General features: G+C 42.4%; 13 protein-coding genes. 4 read left to right on the top strand and 9 right to left on the bottom strand.

From position 1 onward, the window contains the following. Positions 1–33: 33 nt before the first annotated feature. Together I8752_RS14125 and urtA are read right to left on the bottom strand one after the other, a co-directional pair. Positions 34–1,194, bottom strand: coding sequence for an ABC transporter permease subunit (locus I8752_RS14125; protein WP_214432953.1), 1,161 nt, complete (start codon positions 1,192–1,194; stop codon positions 34–36). 116 nt (positions 1,195–1,310) lie between these two features. Continuing rightward, positions 1,311–2,627: an urea ABC transporter substrate-binding protein gene (gene urtA, locus I8752_RS14120; RefSeq protein WP_214432952.1), complete on the bottom strand. Its 1,317-nt coding sequence runs from the start codon at positions 2,625–2,627 to the stop codon at positions 1,311–1,313. 490 nt (positions 2,628–3,117) lie between these two features. Here urtA and I8752_RS14115 point away from each other — a divergent pair, with 490 nt between their 5' ends. Continuing rightward, the gene (locus I8752_RS14115) at positions 3,118–5,592 is read left to right on the top strand and encodes a caspase family protein (RefSeq protein ID WP_214432951.1); all 2,475 of its coding nucleotides are present in this window, start codon (positions 3,118–3,120) and stop codon (positions 5,590–5,592) included. A gap of 285 nt (positions 5,593–5,877) precedes the next feature. Here I8752_RS14115 and pyrR read toward each other — a convergent pair whose 3' ends face one another. The 3 genes from pyrR to I8752_RS14100 form a co-directional block, all read right to left on the bottom strand. Continuing rightward, positions 5,878–6,414 carry a bifunctional pyr operon transcriptional regulator/uracil phosphoribosyltransferase PyrR gene (gene pyrR / locus I8752_RS14110; protein WP_214432963.1) on the bottom strand — a complete coding sequence of 179 codons (537 nt, stop codon included), beginning with the start codon at positions 6,412–6,414 and terminating at the stop codon, positions 5,878–5,880. 229 nt (positions 6,415–6,643) lie between these two features. Continuing rightward, positions 6,644–7,636 carry an adenosylcobinamide-phosphate synthase CbiB gene (gene cbiB / locus I8752_RS14105; RefSeq protein ID WP_214432950.1) on the bottom strand — a complete coding sequence of 331 codons (993 nt, stop codon included), beginning with the start codon at positions 7,634–7,636 and terminating at the stop codon, positions 6,644–6,646. Positions 7,637–7,712: 76 nt separating this feature from the next. Then, complete coding sequence (locus I8752_RS14100; protein WP_214432949.1) at positions 7,713–8,156, bottom strand: Rrf2 family transcriptional regulator; 444 nt, start codon at positions 8,154–8,156, stop codon at positions 7,713–7,715. A 460-nt stretch (positions 8,157–8,616) separates the two neighbouring features. Here I8752_RS14100 and I8752_RS14095 point away from each other — a divergent pair, with 460 nt between their 5' ends. Next, positions 8,617–9,030 (top strand): AbrB family transcriptional regulator, encoded by a 414-nt coding sequence (locus I8752_RS14095; protein WP_214432948.1) that lies wholly within the window; start codon positions 8,617–8,619, stop codon positions 9,028–9,030. Positions 9,031–9,110: 80 nt separating this feature from the next. Here the strand turns inward: I8752_RS14095 and I8752_RS14090 are convergent, their stop codons facing one another. Beyond that, positions 9,111–11,015 (bottom strand): chloride channel protein, encoded by a 1,905-nt coding sequence (locus I8752_RS14090; RefSeq protein ID WP_214432947.1) that lies wholly within the window; start codon positions 11,013–11,015, stop codon positions 9,111–9,113. 676 nt (positions 11,016–11,691) lie between these two features. Here I8752_RS14090 and I8752_RS14085 point away from each other — a divergent pair. After that, positions 11,692–12,078, top strand: coding sequence for a hypothetical protein (locus tag I8752_RS14085; protein ID WP_214432946.1), 387 nt, complete (start codon positions 11,692–11,694; stop codon positions 12,076–12,078). 409 nt (positions 12,079–12,487) lie between these two features. On the opposite strand, the gene shc is transcribed toward I8752_RS14085, so the two are convergent. After that, positions 12,488–14,404, bottom strand: coding sequence for a squalene--hopene cyclase (gene shc, locus I8752_RS14080; protein ID WP_214432945.1), 1,917 nt, complete (start codon positions 14,402–14,404; stop codon positions 12,488–12,490). Positions 14,405–14,521: 117 nt separating this feature from the next. Between shc and I8752_RS14075 the strand changes: the two genes are divergently transcribed. After that, positions 14,522–15,799 carry a glycosyltransferase gene (locus I8752_RS14075; protein WP_214432962.1) on the top strand — a complete coding sequence of 426 codons (1,278 nt, stop codon included), beginning with the start codon at positions 14,522–14,524 and terminating at the stop codon, positions 15,797–15,799. A 109-nt stretch (positions 15,800–15,908) separates the two neighbouring features. On the opposite strand, the gene I8752_RS14070 is transcribed toward I8752_RS14075, so the two are convergent. Together I8752_RS14070 and I8752_RS14065 are read right to left on the bottom strand one after the other, a co-directional pair. Further along, entirely contained in the window at positions 15,909–16,592 is a 684-nt protein-coding gene (locus I8752_RS14070) for a phosphorylase family protein (RefSeq protein WP_214432944.1), read from the bottom strand. Between the two features lie 25 nt (positions 16,593–16,617). Further along, positions 16,618–16,917 carry a hypothetical protein gene (locus tag I8752_RS14065; protein ID WP_214432943.1) on the bottom strand — a complete coding sequence of 100 codons (300 nt, stop codon included), beginning with the start codon at positions 16,915–16,917 and terminating at the stop codon, positions 16,618–16,620. Positions 16,918–17,276 lie beyond the last annotated feature (359 nt).

Raw genomic sequence — 17,276 nt, 5'->3', positions numbered from 1 at the left:
TTCTTCGCGTCCTTCGCGTCTTCGCGGTTCGTTTTAAACATCAACAGTACGGCCTTTTTGTGGAAAAATTCCCCCAGGCTTCCACTGTAGAAACACAATAATCAACGCAAATACCATCACCTTAGCCATACTTGTAGTAGCAAAAAAAGTGAAGAAATCTGCTAAAGGTTTAACAGGAGCAAACAAAAAAGCTAAAGTACCAGAACCAATTAAGAAATTAGCCGTACCAATTCCCAAAGCTGCCACAATAGTACCAGCTAAATTGCCTACACCACCGACAACAACCACCATAAAAGTATCGATAATATAGTTTTGTCCGGTATTTGGGCCTACAGAACCGAGTAAACTAATAGCACATCCAGCCACACCAGCTAACCCCGAACCAAGTGCAAAAGTGATAGCATCAACTTTTTGAGTTGGGATACCTAAACAAGCACTCATACTGCGATTTTGTGTCACAGAGCGAATTCTTAATCCCCAGTTAGAACGTTGGAGAAATAGATAAATTCCTGCTACACAAATTATCGTTAAAACAATAATAAATAATCTCGCAAAGGGCAATTGTACGCCAAATAAAGATATCCCATCTTGTAACCAAGTAGGCGCTGTGACATCTACATTTTGAGCGCCAAACCAAGGTTGAGTTACTGCTTGCTGATAAGTTTGACTCAATAAATTGCACGTTGTTAAAGTCACACCCAGCGATAGCAATAACAATACTGCTACAACCCAGTTACGAATTCTCTCCACATTCGTGCGCGAATTTAAAATCCATAAACCTCCGAAAAACAAGAGAGAAAATAGAGCGATACCAATTATTAACACCCAATTTACACTGCGGACAAACTGCTGAAAAATCAAACTAACTCCCCAAGTTGCTAATAGAGTTTCTAGAGGTCGTCCATAGAGATAACGAATCACCCCTTTTTCGAGAATTAATCCCACAGCAGCCGTGAAGATAAAAGCAATAATCAAAGCCAAAAATATATAACTTTCAAACCACAGTCCGCCTAATTGTTTACAACCATTTTGTACAACAAATGTTGTATAAGCACCGAACATCATCAATTCGCCATGAGCCATATTGATGACACCCATCAATCCAAATATAATGGCTAGTCCCAAGGCAGCAATTAATAATACAGCCCCGATACTAATACCATTAAATACAGCGTCCAAAAAACCTGCTAACACTTTTTCTCCCTAAGAAATATCAGTATCGCACCGAGATAATGGTGCGTTAAGCTTCGCTATAACGCACCCTATACAGTTAAAATTTAGCGATTAATTCGTAATTAATTACGAATTATTTAAGCTTGCTTATACTTACCACCCTTAGCTGGGTTAGACCAATCACAAGCGAATCCTTTAGTCTCTTTCACAAACTGATTCCAGGGAACTGGCTCAACTGGCGCAGGCGTAGCATAAACAATATCAAACAAACCATCTTGCCTGACTTGACCAATTCGTACAATTTTAGATATGTGATGATTGGTATCCATTGTCACTTTGCCTTCAGGCGCATCTATGGTTTGACCGTATGCTGCTGCACTTACCTTGGCTATGTCAGTAGTACCAGCTTTTTCTACTGCTTGTTTCCACAAATAAACTGCAATGTATGCTGCTTCCATTGGGTCATTTGTCACCCGATTTTCACCATATTCTTTCTTGAAAGCTGCAACAAACTTTTTATTAGCAGGCGTATCTACTGTCTGAAAGTAATTCCAAGCAGCGTAGTGACCTTTAAGATACTCTACACCAATTGCTTTAACTTCTTCTTCAGCTATACTTACAGACATAGAGGGGTATTTTTCAGGTGTCATACCTGCGCCTTTTAATTGTTTAAAGAAAGCCACATTGCTATCACCATTTAACGTGTTATAAATTACGCCACCATTCGGCAAAGCTTGCTTGATTTTAGTGATAATAGGTGTGACTTCTGTGTTACCCAATGGCAAATAATCTTCACCAACTGTTTTTCCGCTTAAAGCTTCTAATTGAGCTTTAATAATTGTGTTGGCAGTACGGGGAAAAACATAGTCTGAGCCAACTAAAAAGAATTCTTTACCTTTATTTTTTAACAACCATTCAACAGACGGTTCGATTTGTTGATTGGGAGCAGCACCAGTATAAAAAATATTCTTAGAACATTCTTGACCTTCGTACTGCACTGGATACCAGAGCATATGGTTTTTGCTCTCAAATACTGGTTTAACATTCTTGCGGCTAGCAGAAGTCCAGCAACCAAAAACTACAGCAACTTTATCTTGATCGATGAGCTTAGTTGCTTTTTCTCTAAAAGTATCCCAGTTAGAAGCACCATCTTCAACTATTGGTTGAATTTGTTTACCTAAGACACCACCAGCCGCGTTAATTTCTTTAATTGCTAATTTTTCGGCATCGACAACGCTTTTTTCACTAATAGACATTGTGCCGCTCAGAGAGTGCAAAATTCCTACTTTGATGGTGTCACCAGTGGTAGCAGCAACAGGAGAAGCATTGCCAGAGGCTGCGGGACTGTTTGTAGCGGTTGGGCTGTTGTTAGCACAAGCTTTGATAAAAATGCTGCTACCAATAGTTGCAAAGCTGTAAATTAAAAACTTGCGTCTTTTAAATTGTGTACTCATATCTTAATGAATTTTCCTTTTGATGAATCGGCTAACCTCAGCAAGCTGACATAGCAATCTTTAAACTGTGATATTAGTTCGTTATTTAACTGGGAAAAAGTTATGTTTTATACAAAATGCTTTTTTTGCATAACCAAAATTTAATTTTCTCATAATATAATCAATTAAACTTTACAATTTTAAATAGCTATCCAATTTATCAGACAGTTAAAAACACAAGCATATTTATTGCAAAAAATAAATAATAAATATTAAAAAATTAGGAGTTACGCAAAAGTTGCCGAAAAACTCTATTTATCGAACCGCAAAGGACACGAAGTAATAAGAGTTAGAAAGAGTTTTTGCGTAAGTCCTAACAAAAATAGAGAAAAGTTTGAAAGTATAGCCGCCGCCAGTAGTGTTATGACATAAACAGACGATCAAACCTAGACACAAAAAGACTTTTCACCCAGTCCCCAATCCCCAGCTATATCTACACAATCAAATAGATATGAATCGTAATATATATGCATTACTGGTTGGTATTGATGAATACGTTAGTCCAGTTCCGCCTTTAAAGGGTTGTGTCAACGATATTACGGCGATCGCAGAATATTTATCAGGGCGGGTTGCGAGCGATCGCTACCAAATACATTTACGCACGCTTTTAAATCAAGATGCTACCCGTCAAGCAATTATTGATGGTTTTCGTCAACATCTTTGCCAAGCTAACAGGGAGGATGTTGCCTTTTTTTATTATTCAGGGCATGGGAGTCAAGAGCAATCGCCTCAAGAGTTTTGGGCTTTAGAACCAGACCGACTGAACGAAACTTTAGTTTGTTACGACAGTCGCAGTTTCGGGGGTTGGGATTTGGCAGATAAGGAATTAGCGAAGCTGATTGCAGAGGTAGCTAAAAACAATCCGCACGTTGCTATTATTGTGGATTGTTGCCACTCTGGTTCTGGTACTCGTGGCGATTTAGAAACAGAAACGGCAGTCCGCAAAGCACCTATTGACCGCCGCCAGCGACCTTTAGATAGCTTCATTTTCTCTTTGGCAGAAGTCGAGCAACTGTCATCGCCCAGTCTAGAAAAAAATTCCACTGGCTGGACATTGCCCAGAGGACAACATATCTTGTTAGCAGCTTGCCGGGATATTGAGCAAGCCAAAGAATATAATGCAGATGGGCAAAGTCGAGGCGCGTTTTCTTATTTTTTGCTCGATACATTAAAAAAAGCTAATGGCAGCCTGAGTTATAGAGATTTATTTAAACGTACCAATGCCTTAGTTCGCGCCAAAATAACGGCTCAATCTCCGCAAATAGAAGCAACGGTGATGGGCGATTTAGAGCAACCGTTTTTAGGCGGAGCGATCGCATCGCGCATTCCCTACTTCACTGTCAGTTATCATAGAAACCACCGCTGGGTAATTGATGGCGGTACTATTCACGGCATTCCTCAACCTGCTACAGGTGAGACCACAATACTTGCATTGTTTCCCTTTGATACTACCAACGAACATTTACATCAACTTTCCCTAGCAATAGGTGAAGCTCAAGTACTTAAAGTTCTACCGCAATTAAGTAAAGTTCAAATCAGCGGTGTGAAGGACTTAGATTTAGACATGACTTTCAAAGCAGTGATCACCAGTTTGCCTTTACCACCTAAAGCAGTCTCGATTGTTGGAGAAGTAGCAGGAGTAAACCTAGCACGCAACGCCTTACTCAAAATCGGGCCGCAAAATCAGCATTCTCTTTATGTTCGAGAAGTTGACACGCCAGAAACCGCTGAATTCAAGTTACTAGCTCATGATGGAGAATATTTAATTACACGCCCAGTTGATGACCGTCCTTTAGTCGCGCCAATTCAAGGTTATAATTCTGCCACTGCTTGGCAAGTCATTCAGCGATTAGAACACATTGCCCGTTGGACAAATATCGCCGAACTCTCTAGCCCTGTCACTAGTAGAATTCGACCTGATGCAGTGCAAATGACTATTTATAGGGAAGAACAAGAATTTCCAGCTGCTGAGATTCGCTTGGAATATCGTCAGGAAAATGGCAGGTGGAAAAAACCACCTTTTAAAGTCAAACTGCAAAATACTAGCGATAAATCGCTGTATTGTGCTGTACTAAATTTAACCCAGCAATATAAAGTAGATTCTAGTTTATTTGAAGCTGGAGGAGTTTGGTTACAGCCCGGACAAGAAGCCTGGGCATTAGGAGGTCAAAATTTTGATGCAGAGATTCCCAACGAACTCTTAATACAGGGAGTTAGCGAATTTACATATATTTTCAAACTGATTGTCAGTACATCTGAATTTGACGCGAGATTACTCGAACAAGACAAGTTAGATTTGCGGCATACAACAAGAGCATTGGGAGGGCGACACAAGGGAACGCTCAACCGTTTAATGCATCAAATTCAAAGCCGTAAGCTCACTAGCATGTTAGATGAAGAAGAATATGACGACTGGGTAACAAGTCAAATCGCTATTACAACTGTGCGTCCGCAACCATCAATACCCAGAGGAAACGAAAGTATTTTTTTAGCGACTGGCGTGAGGTTACAGTCACATCCCAGCCTGAAAGCAAATGCTCGTTTGATAACAGTCAACCAATCTACCAGAGGCAATAATATGTTGCCGCCGATGCTCCAGTCAACTCGTTTGGGTATTCAATCGTTTCAATTTCCTGTGACTCGCGGACTAGAGCAAACTGGAAATGTCTTGGAGTTAACTCAGGTAGAAAACTCATCTGTGGTGACACCCACTCAACCTTTGAAGCTAATTGTTGACACACCGTTGCGATCGCAGCAAAAATTATTACCCATCGGCTATGACGATCTACCTTTGGGATACGCTCGTAGTACCTTAGACGGCAAGACAGAAATTGTAATAGAGCGGTTAACTGAGCCAGTAAGTCAAAGCAATAACTATCTTGGGCGTTCAATCAAAATTTTCTTTGCCCTGCTTCGAGAAACCTAATAGACATAGGAGTGAAAATTAATTCTGCGTTGCCCGAAATATTTGGTAGGGGCGAACAGTCGTTTGCCCTTACATCAAGGCGACTGCGTTAGCGAGCCTGCGAGTGTCACCCGTACTCCTTCGGAGAACCCGAAGGGTAGGGGTACTGGGAAATTATGACAAAATTTGGGAGGGGTTAAAGCACAATTTCACAATATGAGCGTTTGATATACCACTACCCCAATCCCTAATCCCCACTCCCTATGGTCGTGGGGGCCCCGAGTTCCCCAGTCCCTTTTACCAAATCTAATCCGCAATCAACTCGACAGCATCTCGTCCATCCCAATCTTGGAAGTAAACTTTCACAACTTCTTCTTTAGCAGTAGGCAACTGCTTACCAATAAAATCTGGGTGAATTGGTAACTCTCTATGTCCTCTGTCTACTAATACAGCCAAACGAATCACTTCTGGTCTACCATATTCTGTTACAGCATTCAAAGCAGCGCGAATTGTCCGTCCTTTGAAAATTACATCATCTACCAAAACAACCGTTTTTCCTGTAAGGTCAAAAGAAATCTCTGTTTTCGCTGGAGTTCGCAACCCGATTTGGTCGAGATCGTCTCGATAGAATGTAATATCCAACGCTCCCACCGCTACGCTGACACCTTCGAGTACTTCAATTTGACGAGCCAATAATTCAGCCAATAGCACGCCTCTAGTGTAAACACCGAGAAATACTAATTGCGATAAATCGCGCGTTCTTTCGACAATTTGAGAAGCAAGGCGATTCACAGTACGACGCAGGTCTTCTGATGAAAGAATTTCAACTACTTTAGTAGACATAGCTACAGACCGATACCCCTGAATAATAGTCAAACAGAAGCCAGTTGCGTGTGGAGGTTCCCTCCGTTGAGCAAACTGGCGTTCAACAGTTATATCCATCATTACCTGTTTGGCCCGGATTTCTCACCACATCTCGATGGAGCCTGCGCTTGTGCAGGGAGCAGGGGAGAGTTATTGTGCAAGTTCTTTCCCCTCTGCTCCTCCACCCCTCTGCCCCTCTGCCCCTTCTTCACCTCAAGAAGAGTGAGAAATGCAGGTTTGGGAGTATTAAGAATATAGCGATCGCTACCCCTAACCACACCCAAAAGCAATATCTTGTCAGTTGCAAAGCTGTCTGAATGTGAGTTGGATTGATGGGATAAATAGCATCTCCTAGCAGGGGTTTTTGTTTCGCTACACCGCGATACCAATTTGTACCCCCCATTTGCACGCCCAAAATAGCAGCATAAGCACACTCACTCCAACCAGAGTTAGGACTGGGGTCTGCTAGTGCATCTCGCCTACATATCCGCCACACATGCAAGGGTTTACCCGATAAAAGCCCCAAGGTCAGCACTGTTAAACGACAAGGGAACCATGTCAGGCAATCTTCTAACCTGGCACTGAACCACCCCAAATAAGTATAAGGTGCTTCTTTGTACCCCACCATTGAATCAAGAGTACTGCTGGCTTTGTATGCTAAAGCTAAAGAAGTTGGGCCGACAATCGGTATGCAACCACCAACAATTGCATAAAAAAGTGGAGCCATAACCCCATCGGTGGCATTTTCTGTTACCGTTTCTAAAACGGCTCGTAAAATTTCTGCTTCTGAAAGATTTTGTGTGTCTCGACCAACGTAATTACTTAAAATCTTCCGCGCTTCTGCTAAATTTCCCGATGTTAAAGGTTGTAAAACAGCTACTGCTGCTACTCGTAAACTCCTAAAAGCAAAACAGCTGGCTAAAAGAATGGTTTCGATGGCAATTCCCAATAGTGGATGCAAATATTTAGCAGTTTGAATTATTAGCCACCCAACGCAGCCGCTACCAACGATTAAGATAATGCCTAGGACAATTCCAGCTAGTCGTTGTGTTAGAGAATGTTGACATAATTGCAGAGAAAATTTTGTGAAGCGAGAAATTACCCAACCCATAAATTGCACGGGATGAGGCCAACCCCAAGGATCGCCAATGAAGTAATCTAAAAGTGCAGCAATGATGAAGATGTAGATATTATTAGTCATTATTCAATAGTCAGTTGTCATGGCTAGTAGTCATTAGTCAATGCAAAAACGACTGACAACTGACAACTGACCACTTTCAAACAACAAAATTAGCTTCTTCACCAAGGGAAGCTTGCCAACTACGAGCATCGTAATAAAGGTCAGCTAGAGTAATACTATATAAAGCTTCTTTGAGCTTTTGGTTAAGTCTGTGCCAAAGAGTGAATGTTACCCAATCTTCAGCTTGTGTTGGTGTGGGGGTATGATGATGTAAATTAGTAACAGTTTCGCCGACTGCCTCTAAAATTTGTCCGATAGAGATTTGTGCTGGCTCTTTTGCTAGTTGATATCCCCCAATGCTACCCCGAATTGATTTTACTAACCCAGCGCGGCGCATTTCTATTAGTAATTTCTCAAGGTAAGGAGCTGGAATATCTTGGCGAAGTGCGATCGCTCTTACAGATACAGGCCCATAACTTGGTTGTAAGCTTAAATCTAACAACGCCTTTACACTATAGTGTCCTCTGGTAGTTAGTTTCATTCTGGTAAGCTTTGTTGTTTAGTCATTAGTCATTGGTGAGAAATTCTTAGACTATGGACTTTTGAGTAGTGACTGGGGATCAGTTTTACTTATAGTTTTATACTGCAATTATCCAATTGCCCGCAGAAAGGATAAAGGAGCGAAAGCAGGGCTGTTTTCACTTCATCCTTTACACTTCACACTTCATGGTTGAGTTCATACTTCAGTTTTAGCGTAACTTTAGAAAACTTAAACAAATATAGTCTAGCAGTAATTCACAAACTATAGATACTTATCAGCATTCTCTAAAATAGATAGTCTTAAAAATATTGGTAATCGTGCAACAATTTTGCCTATGAGTGTAATATACTTGGCTAGGTTGAGATAAAAACTAAAGGATTCTGTTCCTATTAGCTCAACATCAGCTAAAATAAAATCGATTCAACTACTTCAACCATTCATTCATTTTCGACTTAAGTTGATGCCTAAACAGAAAAAAATTGAACCCCTTGTTGGGGAGGATCTGCTCAAAAAAGTCAAAGAGCTAGAGAACCTTAGCAAAGAAGAAAAAGCCAAGCAGTGCGGCTACTATACCGTTACCAAAAATGGTATAGAGCGTGTGAATATGATGAAATTCTTAAATGCTCTAATTGATGCCGAAGGTATTCAGTTAGACAGTGCGCCCAATGCTAATGGTCGCGGCGGACGCAGTGCTAGCTATAGAATTAGCGTGCAATCGAATGGTAACTTACTGATAGGTTCAGCTTATACAAAACAGATGAATCTTAAGCCAGGAGATGAGTTTCTCATCACTTTAGGGAAAAAGCATATTCGTCTCAGGCAAGTAGACGCAGATGACAAAGAAGGTCTTGAAATCGCAGAAGCCACAGCTTAATAAATAGTCAATGGTCATTTGTCAGTTGACAGTTGTGAGTTGTCAGTTGTTTGTCTCTTTCACTGACTACTGACCGCTGACTACTGACCACTGACTATATTTTTTGTGGCTCGTACTGGTAAAGAGTCATGAAGTGCTTTACGCGTTACAGCTAAGTTGCATGTCAACGCAATTTGCTCTCGTTCTAGCAAACCTAAAATGCGTTCGTGGTTGTCTCGTGCGACCACTGGTAACTGATGCAAACCCCGCAAACTCATGCGGTCTAAAGCTTCAGATAAAGGTTCATCTCGCCAAGCATAAAGAATTTCAGTTGTACAGATATCGATAAGAATTTGGTTGGATAAATTACTCGAAATTTCCGTTACAGAATTTTGCTGATTTCGCCACAAGGAAAGGGCACGATTAATATCTTCTAAAGAAAGAATACCAACTAATTGTTCTGCTTCATCAATTACTAAAGCACTACGCGCGCGATCGCGGATCATTTCCTTAGCCGCATCTAACACATTTAAAGTTGCAGGTAGTTTTTTCGGACAAGAAAGCATGGCATCCTCTACCAAGATGTGTTGCACAATTTCTGCTTGTTCGTCTTTCAATTCCGAAAGACCAATTTGCTGGAGATTAGAGTTAGAGTTTGTATTTGGCTTCATCCGTTCTACTAACCAAACACTTAAACCTACCGCTGCCATCAAAGGTAAAACAATGCGGTAGTCACGAGTCAATTCAAATAACATCAAAATAGCAGTTAATGGCGCTCTGACACTAGCTGCTAAAACTGCTGCCATACCCACCATTGCATAAGCAGGGGGAGCAGCCATTTGTTCGCCAATTCCAGGAATTACTAAAGCTAAAATTTTGGCATAAGCCGAACCAAAAGAAGCACCAAGAAACATCGCTGGCGCAAATAAACCACCAACAAAACCACTACCAGCACTAATGGCAGTCATTAGTAGTTTCAAAATTAGCAGTTCAATTAATAAAAGTAGTGAAAATTGCACATCCTGAAGCATTGCTTCCACAGTTTCATAACCAGTGCCTAAAATTTGCGGGAATAGCAAAGCTACTGTGCCAATCATCACACCGCCAATAATCGGATGAATATATTTAGGAATCCGTCCCAAAAAATCAAAACCCGGTACGCGCCCAGCAAAGCAGGCTTTTGTCAAACGAATTAATTGAGTGTATGTCAGAGAAATTAGACTTGCCCCTAAACCTAAGCCCAGATAAAGTGGTAATTCCAAGGGACTGAGGACTTGGTAAACAGGTAAAGTAAAAGCAGGTTGTGCGCCTAAACCAATTTGAGCAATTAATGCCGCTACCACTGCGGCTAGCAGCACCACACTCACAGCAGAAGTCGCAAAAGATGTAGCTCCTATGACTACTTCTAGAGCAAAAAATACTCCGGCAATTGGAGCATTAAATCCAGCAGCCAATCCCGCAGCAGCACCAGCACCTAAAAGTAACCGCTGTCGCTCTTGAGATACTTGTAGTATTAAAGACAATAACATCCCAAAATTTGCGCCAATTTCTACACTTGGCCCCTCTGGTCCTAAAGAAGCACCGCTTCCCAAGGAAACAGATGCGGCAAGCATCTTGGTAACTGGCCGTAGTTGTTGCTTAATTTCTGTACCTTCAGAAGCAGCAATGAGAGATGAAAGTCCAGGGCCAAAATCTTGAGTGCGCCAGCGCATCAATCCGACGATTAATCCACCAAGGCTGGGAACGCAGGCTAAAGTCCAAGCACCCCAAACACCGATCGCACCCATTAAATTTTCCAGCATCAAGTGATGAATCAGCTCGATCGAGTAGTGAAATGTCACTACACCCATACCTGTGCCACCACCAATTAACATGGCTAAAAATAGCACAACTGTTTCTGGAGATAGTTGAAAACGGTTAATCAATTGTGTCGCGCGGGCAGAAGATGTCGGAAAGGCAGGTTGTTCCGTTACCTTCCTCAAATCGGTGGGAGGCAAGAGAGTCATTGAGAGACGAGGTAAATGTAAGAAAAAATTTAAATTTTTATCCGTTACTTCTCATTGTGAGCCATTATTTATCAACCAGACAAGTACATTGAATTGACTTGATTTACAAAGTTTTAGTGAAAAAAATCCTACTTATTAAAATTTTTGTGGGGAGAATGGTGAAATGCGAGAGAATTAATAGTTAGCGGTCAGCGATCGCGCTGAAAACGCAAGTGAATGCTGACTTCTTTTTTGTCAAGACAACACAGTATCTATAAGCTAAATGGATATACCATAAGCAACCAGCAAACAGCAGTCATCCTCACCTAAATCTAGCTATACTCGTGTTGCTACCATTGAGTCATCTTGAGTAGAAATACAATAGATGTACGAGGGATGGCTAGTACAACAAAGTAGCTATGCTGGAGGTGAGACAGTGCGTTGGTGTTAGCCTAGCGGTAGCGATTCCTCTCCTAAAGGGAGCGCGCGAGTTCCTAAGCCTCGGAACGAGCATCACTCACAGGGCAGAAGGAAACAAAGTTGAGAGCATCAGCTTTTGCTTTATTTCCAACTATATATTTATTTTTGCCCTGCGGTACTAGTGTTATATCATACTGGCAAATCTACGAAGTTTTGCTAGGAAATTCAATATATCTATTGTTATAGAGCGAGTAAATGGACTAGGCGGATGAGGTAGATGAATATACACACCTTTGATAATCACTATGTTACTTGCCCAATTTGCCAAAGAAATGCTAAACCAAAACCAATTAAAGCTTACATGGGCTTATTTACCTGTCCCTATTGCCAGGAAAGATTAGTAGTCTGTCGTAGCGGTCATTATGTCCGCGATCCTTTTACTCTCAAGCAATTAATGATGTGTTCGGCATTGCGCCGTCAAAGCAGTCCTCTAGCTAGGATTATAAGAGATTTTGTCTTATTTAAGCGTCCTATGCTAGCTTTGGCTGTAGTAAGTACTATTTTCTTAGGCATAATTGCTATAACTCAGCAAAGCACAAGTTATGACCAGCAAATTTTGCCGGGAACAGAAAAAATTAAAAAATCAGTAAGAGAATCACCGTAATTATCTAAATTAGTATAAATAAAGACTTAATTTATTTTGGTGAAATTATCCCTCTACTTCCAAATCACAGATATAGCAAAGTGCTGAGTGCTGAGTGCTGAGTTAGGAGTACAGACGCGATTATACTCTTACGAGAAGCCCTTCGGGTGACGCTCCTGCGTCGCTAACGCTGCGCTAACAGCAGTTCCTCTACTTGGGGAGACCCCAAGACCGGACTGCCTCACCGCTCTTACGAGCGTCTACGCGTCTGTACAAGAGTCAGTTACCTTAAGGCTTTGAGCAATCACAATTGTCTTAAAGGGTATGGCTACGGCTATGCATCCCAAAAAGCAGAATTAGTTTTAGTTGATTAAAGCAACTATTATCTAGGAGCCAGAAGAGATAATTCTTCCGGCTCTTAAATTTTTAATTAAGCGTCTTTAATTAGGGCTTGATAGCGACCGAGAGCAATTAAAGGAAAGTATTGTTGATACATATGATATTTGAGGTAAAAATGGCAAGGAAAACCAGTACCTGTAAAGTCAGCCTCAAACCAAGTACCATCTGGCTTTTGTGTTGCCAAAAGGTAATTAATTCCTCGCTCAATCGCTTCTAGAGCTAATTTACCAGTTCCTTCAAGAGCTGCTATCAATCCAATTAAAGCCCAAGCAGTTTGAGATGCAGTACTATTTCCTTTTCCTTTCAGGCTGGGGTCGTCGTAGCTGCGGCAAGTCTCGCCCCAACCACCATCGGGGTTTTGACATCCGACTAACCAAGCTACTCCTCTTTCTATACTGAGTTGATGCTTTTGAGGAGTAATCAAGGCTAATGCTGAGAGAACGCCACTAGTGCCGTAGATATAATTTACACCCCAACGACCAAACCAACAACCTTCAGTTTCTTGTTCTTCCATCAGATAAGCAAGCGCTCGGTCTAGGTTTTGACCGTTAATCGATAGATTAGAAGCACCTAGCATTTCTAGTACTCTAGCGGTGACATCTGCGGTGTTGGGGTCAATCATGGCTTTCAAGTCACCATAGGGAATGGAGTTGAGCCAATCTTGGTCATTATCTAGATCGAAGGCAGCCCAACCGCCTGGTTTACACTGCATTGATGCAATCCAATTTAAGGCACGAGCGATCGCAGCCTGCTTTAATTTTTCATTAGGGAGTTTCGCTAGATGTAAAGCCATGACAACCACAGCCGAATCGTCTACATCTGGATAAAAGCGGTTGTCAAATTCAAACGCCCACGCGCCTGGTTTCCCTTGGCGATTTTTGATATTCCAATCACCGTAGTCTAGAATTTGCTTTTCTAGTAACCATTCTCCAGCCTTGACAACAGCCGGATCGTCTGGTGCAATGCCAGACTCGATCAAAGCACGCATTACCCAAGCTGTATCCCAGACTGGTGAAACACAAGGCTGTACTCGGTAGTTATCCTCTGTTTCAATGGCAAAGTTATCAATTGCTTGCAAACCTCTTTCCACAATTGGGTCGTTTGCGTCGTAGCCCAGACACCGCAAAGCTAGCATTGAATTTAGCATGGCAGGAATGATGCCACCCCAGTCGCCAGTAGCTTCTTGTCGTTCTAAAATCCACTTTTCGGCGGCTTTGATGCCTTCTTTGCGAAAAGGTACTAAATTCCAGCTTTCTGCTAACTTAAACCCGCGATCTAGAGTCAGGAATAAATCTGTCCAATCGCCACTTTGGGGTAGTTCCCATCGAACTTGCTCCACACCTTCGGCGTAAAGTTCATCTAGGTTGATTGTTGGGTCAGTCAGAAAAATTGGCTTACTGTCACATACAATCAACAGTGGTACAGTACTAGAGCGTGCCCAGCTTGACATCTCGTAAATATTAATTGGGAAAGCTGGGGGTAAAAGCATTATCCAAGGTGGCAGTGAGGGAATGCCGCGCCAGTCATAGCATCCAATCAGGGCAAGGTGCAACTTGGTGAAAATGCGAGTTTTGCTGATACCGCCTCGCTGGAGAATAAAAGACCGCGCCCGCTTCATTGCTGGATCTGTGGCTGGTACACCTAGCAACTTCAACGCCATGTAAGCTTCAACTGAAGTGCTGAGTTCTCCACCATCTCCATAGAAAAGTTCCCAGCCTCCATGCTGCCTTTGCTCTTGGCGTAGGTAAGCTTCAACTTTGTGTAAAGGTCTTGCAAGGTCTGTTCCCCAAATTTTATGCAGGAGAACAACCTCAGCAGTGATGGTGACATTAGATTCTAACTCTGCCCACCAGTAACCTGCGGGATATTGCATCGCCAGCAAATGCTGTTGGCTGGCTGCGATCGCCGCTGCGACTTTCTTGACTCTTACCCTGTCTTGTGTTTGCATCAACTGAAAGGATGAAGTGTGAAGTATGAAGGAAAGATACCACGGTTAGACGCTACGGTTTATACCAAGTATAAAATATCAAAGTTTCCTGTTTTATTCTTCATGCTTTCTTTAATCATGGGTGTAATTATACTAGGGCTAACGCTTTTATCCTTAATAATTTGGGTGGGATTATTGACTTTGCGAGGGCAGTTTTGGCGCTCTGACCAGCTATTAGAGGTAGGAGAAACTCAGTTAAAATCGTTACCAACAGTTTGTGCTGTGATTCCTGCTCGTAACGAAGCTGACTTGTTACCAATTACCTTGCGATCGCTCCTACTCCAAGACTACCCTGGTATTTTCAATGTATTTTTGGTAGACGATCGCAGTACAGATGGTACAGCAGGTTGTGCTGAAGGGGTTGCTTATGCCGTAAATAAACCCCAGCAATTTCATCTGATTTCTGGGAAATCATTACCTCCCGGATGGTCGGGCAAACTCTGGGCTGTCGAGCAAGGCATTCAGCAAGCTCAAGCACTCACCCCAGACTATTTTTTTCTCACCGATGCAGATATCGAACATGATGCTGGCAATCTCCGCCGACTGGTTGCCAAAGCCGTGCAGGAAGATTTAGACCTAGTTTCTGTAATGGTCAGACTCAAATGTGATGGCTTTTGGGAAAAATTTTTGATTCCAGCTTTTGTCTTTTTCTTTCAAAAACTCTATCCTTTTCGCTGGGTAAACAACCCAAACAAGAAAACTGCCGCCGCCGCCGGAGGTGCTATCCTGATTCGCACAGCAGCTTTAGAGCGAATTGGCGGCATTCAAGCTATTCGCCAAGATTTAATTGATGATTGCGCCCTAGCCCAAGCCGTGAAGCAGAGAGGCAGGGAGGCAGAGGGGCAGAGGGGCAGAGGAGCAGAGGGGCAGAGGAGCAGCAAAGAAATCCTAGTATCCAATCCCCAGTTCCCAGTACCCAATCCTCCTACCCCTTCCGCCTCTTCTGGGCGTATCTGGCTGGGATTGAGTACTTTGACTCGCAGCTTGCGTCCTTATCCTTCCTTGGAGACTATTTGGAGTATGATTGCTCGTACTGCTTATACTCAATTGAATTATTCACCATTGTTATTACTAGGTACTTTGGTGGGCATGACTTTGATTTATCTGGTTCCACCTGTGAGTGTGATTTTGGGTGTAGTTTTGGGGAATTGGGCGATCGCATTTACAGGTTTATTAGCATGGCTTTTAATGTCTTTAGCTTATTCCCCCACAATCCGTTTTTATAAATGTTCGCCTTGGTTTGCTTTGAGCTTGAGCGCGATCGCTTTTCTCTATACTTTAATGACCTTAGACTCAGCAATCCGTCACTGGCAAGGGCGCGGCGGTTCCTGGAAAGGACGAGTTTATCCTGGATGAGCCAGGGAGGCAGAGGAGATAAAACCACTGACAACTGACAACAGACTCTTGGAAAGACTTGGGTTAATCGCGTCTCTACGACAACTGACAACTGACAACTGACAACTGACTATTTACCAAACACCAAGTTTGTAACTTCTTCTAACACTTTTAGTCCTTTTAATGAGCCTCGAATCAGTCGAGTAGCGGCGATTGGTTGTCGCAGTAAATTGATTGCTAATGGTAAAGGTTGAAGAGAACCATCTGAACTTATTGCTGAGGATAAATCAGGAATATCGTGCTGGCAATCGTCGCTTACCACTCGCAGCATTGCCACTGCCACTCCAATATTTTTGAAAAAATCAAGGACAGCAAATCCTTCCATATCAACAACATCAGTTGCCAACGTCTTGCCCAAATGCTGTTTTTCCGCAGCCGAGCAAATAACGCGAACGCTTGTCACAGACTTGACTAAAGATACATTTTCTTGTAGTAAAGAGTGTAACTGTGCCGTGAAGGTGCGATCGCACTCTTGCAAATTTCCTTGGTAATTACAATTCTGGTACAACACAATATCCCCGATAGCATAGCGCTTATTCAAGCTGCCACATAAACCCATCACTAGGACTCTTGGCTGTATAATGTTCCGAAAATTTTCATCCTTTGACCATTCCTGCAAGTACTTAGTTAAAGGTTGGATGCCAACTGGTATCGGCTGAATAGTTGGTCTTAAGCCAGTAACTCGACTTAAACCGCGACACACAGCTTTATACTCTGCTCCTTGAGCCACCAAAATTGTATGGATAGTAGTCATTAGTCAAGGTCAGTTGTCAGTTGTTTTATCTCCTCTGCCCCCCTGCCTCTACTCCCTCATCTCCCTCATCTCCCTCATCTTTACCTTGGAGAGCGATCGCTTCTTTTAAAACAGGATCGCTCACGGTTGCTGCGTAGCTACTGACCATAACGCCAGCCTTCCGTTCCGTATCCAGAGCTTGATCCCAAAAGGGTATACTACGAAGACGAGTAAGAGCCGCATCATCTAGTTCTGGCCAGAGGAGATGTTTGGGATCGTATTCCCTGTATGTCTCCATAAAGCTCCGGCAGAATAATTCCTTATGGGCGACAGAGCCAATTTTCATAGATGAAGTCCATTTTTTGAGAGATGCAGTGAAAAGATTTTGATATTAGCCTATCGCAATTGCTGTACTGCGAGAGTATTCTGTGTTTCTATGAACCTACGGAAGCAATGCCACGACTGGGAATCTACATCCTTTATCCTTTATGCTTTTTTAAGAAGGCAATTCAGCATTATTGCTATTTGCTGGTAACTAAAACTCGCAAACTTTAAATGATTAATGTAGCATGACAAATAATTCTGTCATCTAAGAGGATTGGGGAACTGGGGATTGATGATTGGGGACTAGGGATTAGGGATTAGGGACTGGGTACTGGGTACTAGGATTTCTTTGCTCCCCTGCCCCCTCCCTGCCCCCTGCTC

Origin of the sequence: Dendronalium phyllosphericum CENA369 (assembly GCF_016056275.1) — a bacterium.
GTDB classification, from domain to species: domain Bacteria; phylum Cyanobacteriota; class Cyanobacteriia; order Cyanobacteriales; family Nostocaceae; genus Dendronalium; species Dendronalium phyllosphericum.
The sequence above is the reverse complement of the archived record's forward strand: the minus strand, read 5'-3'. Positions and strand labels throughout refer to the sequence as shown.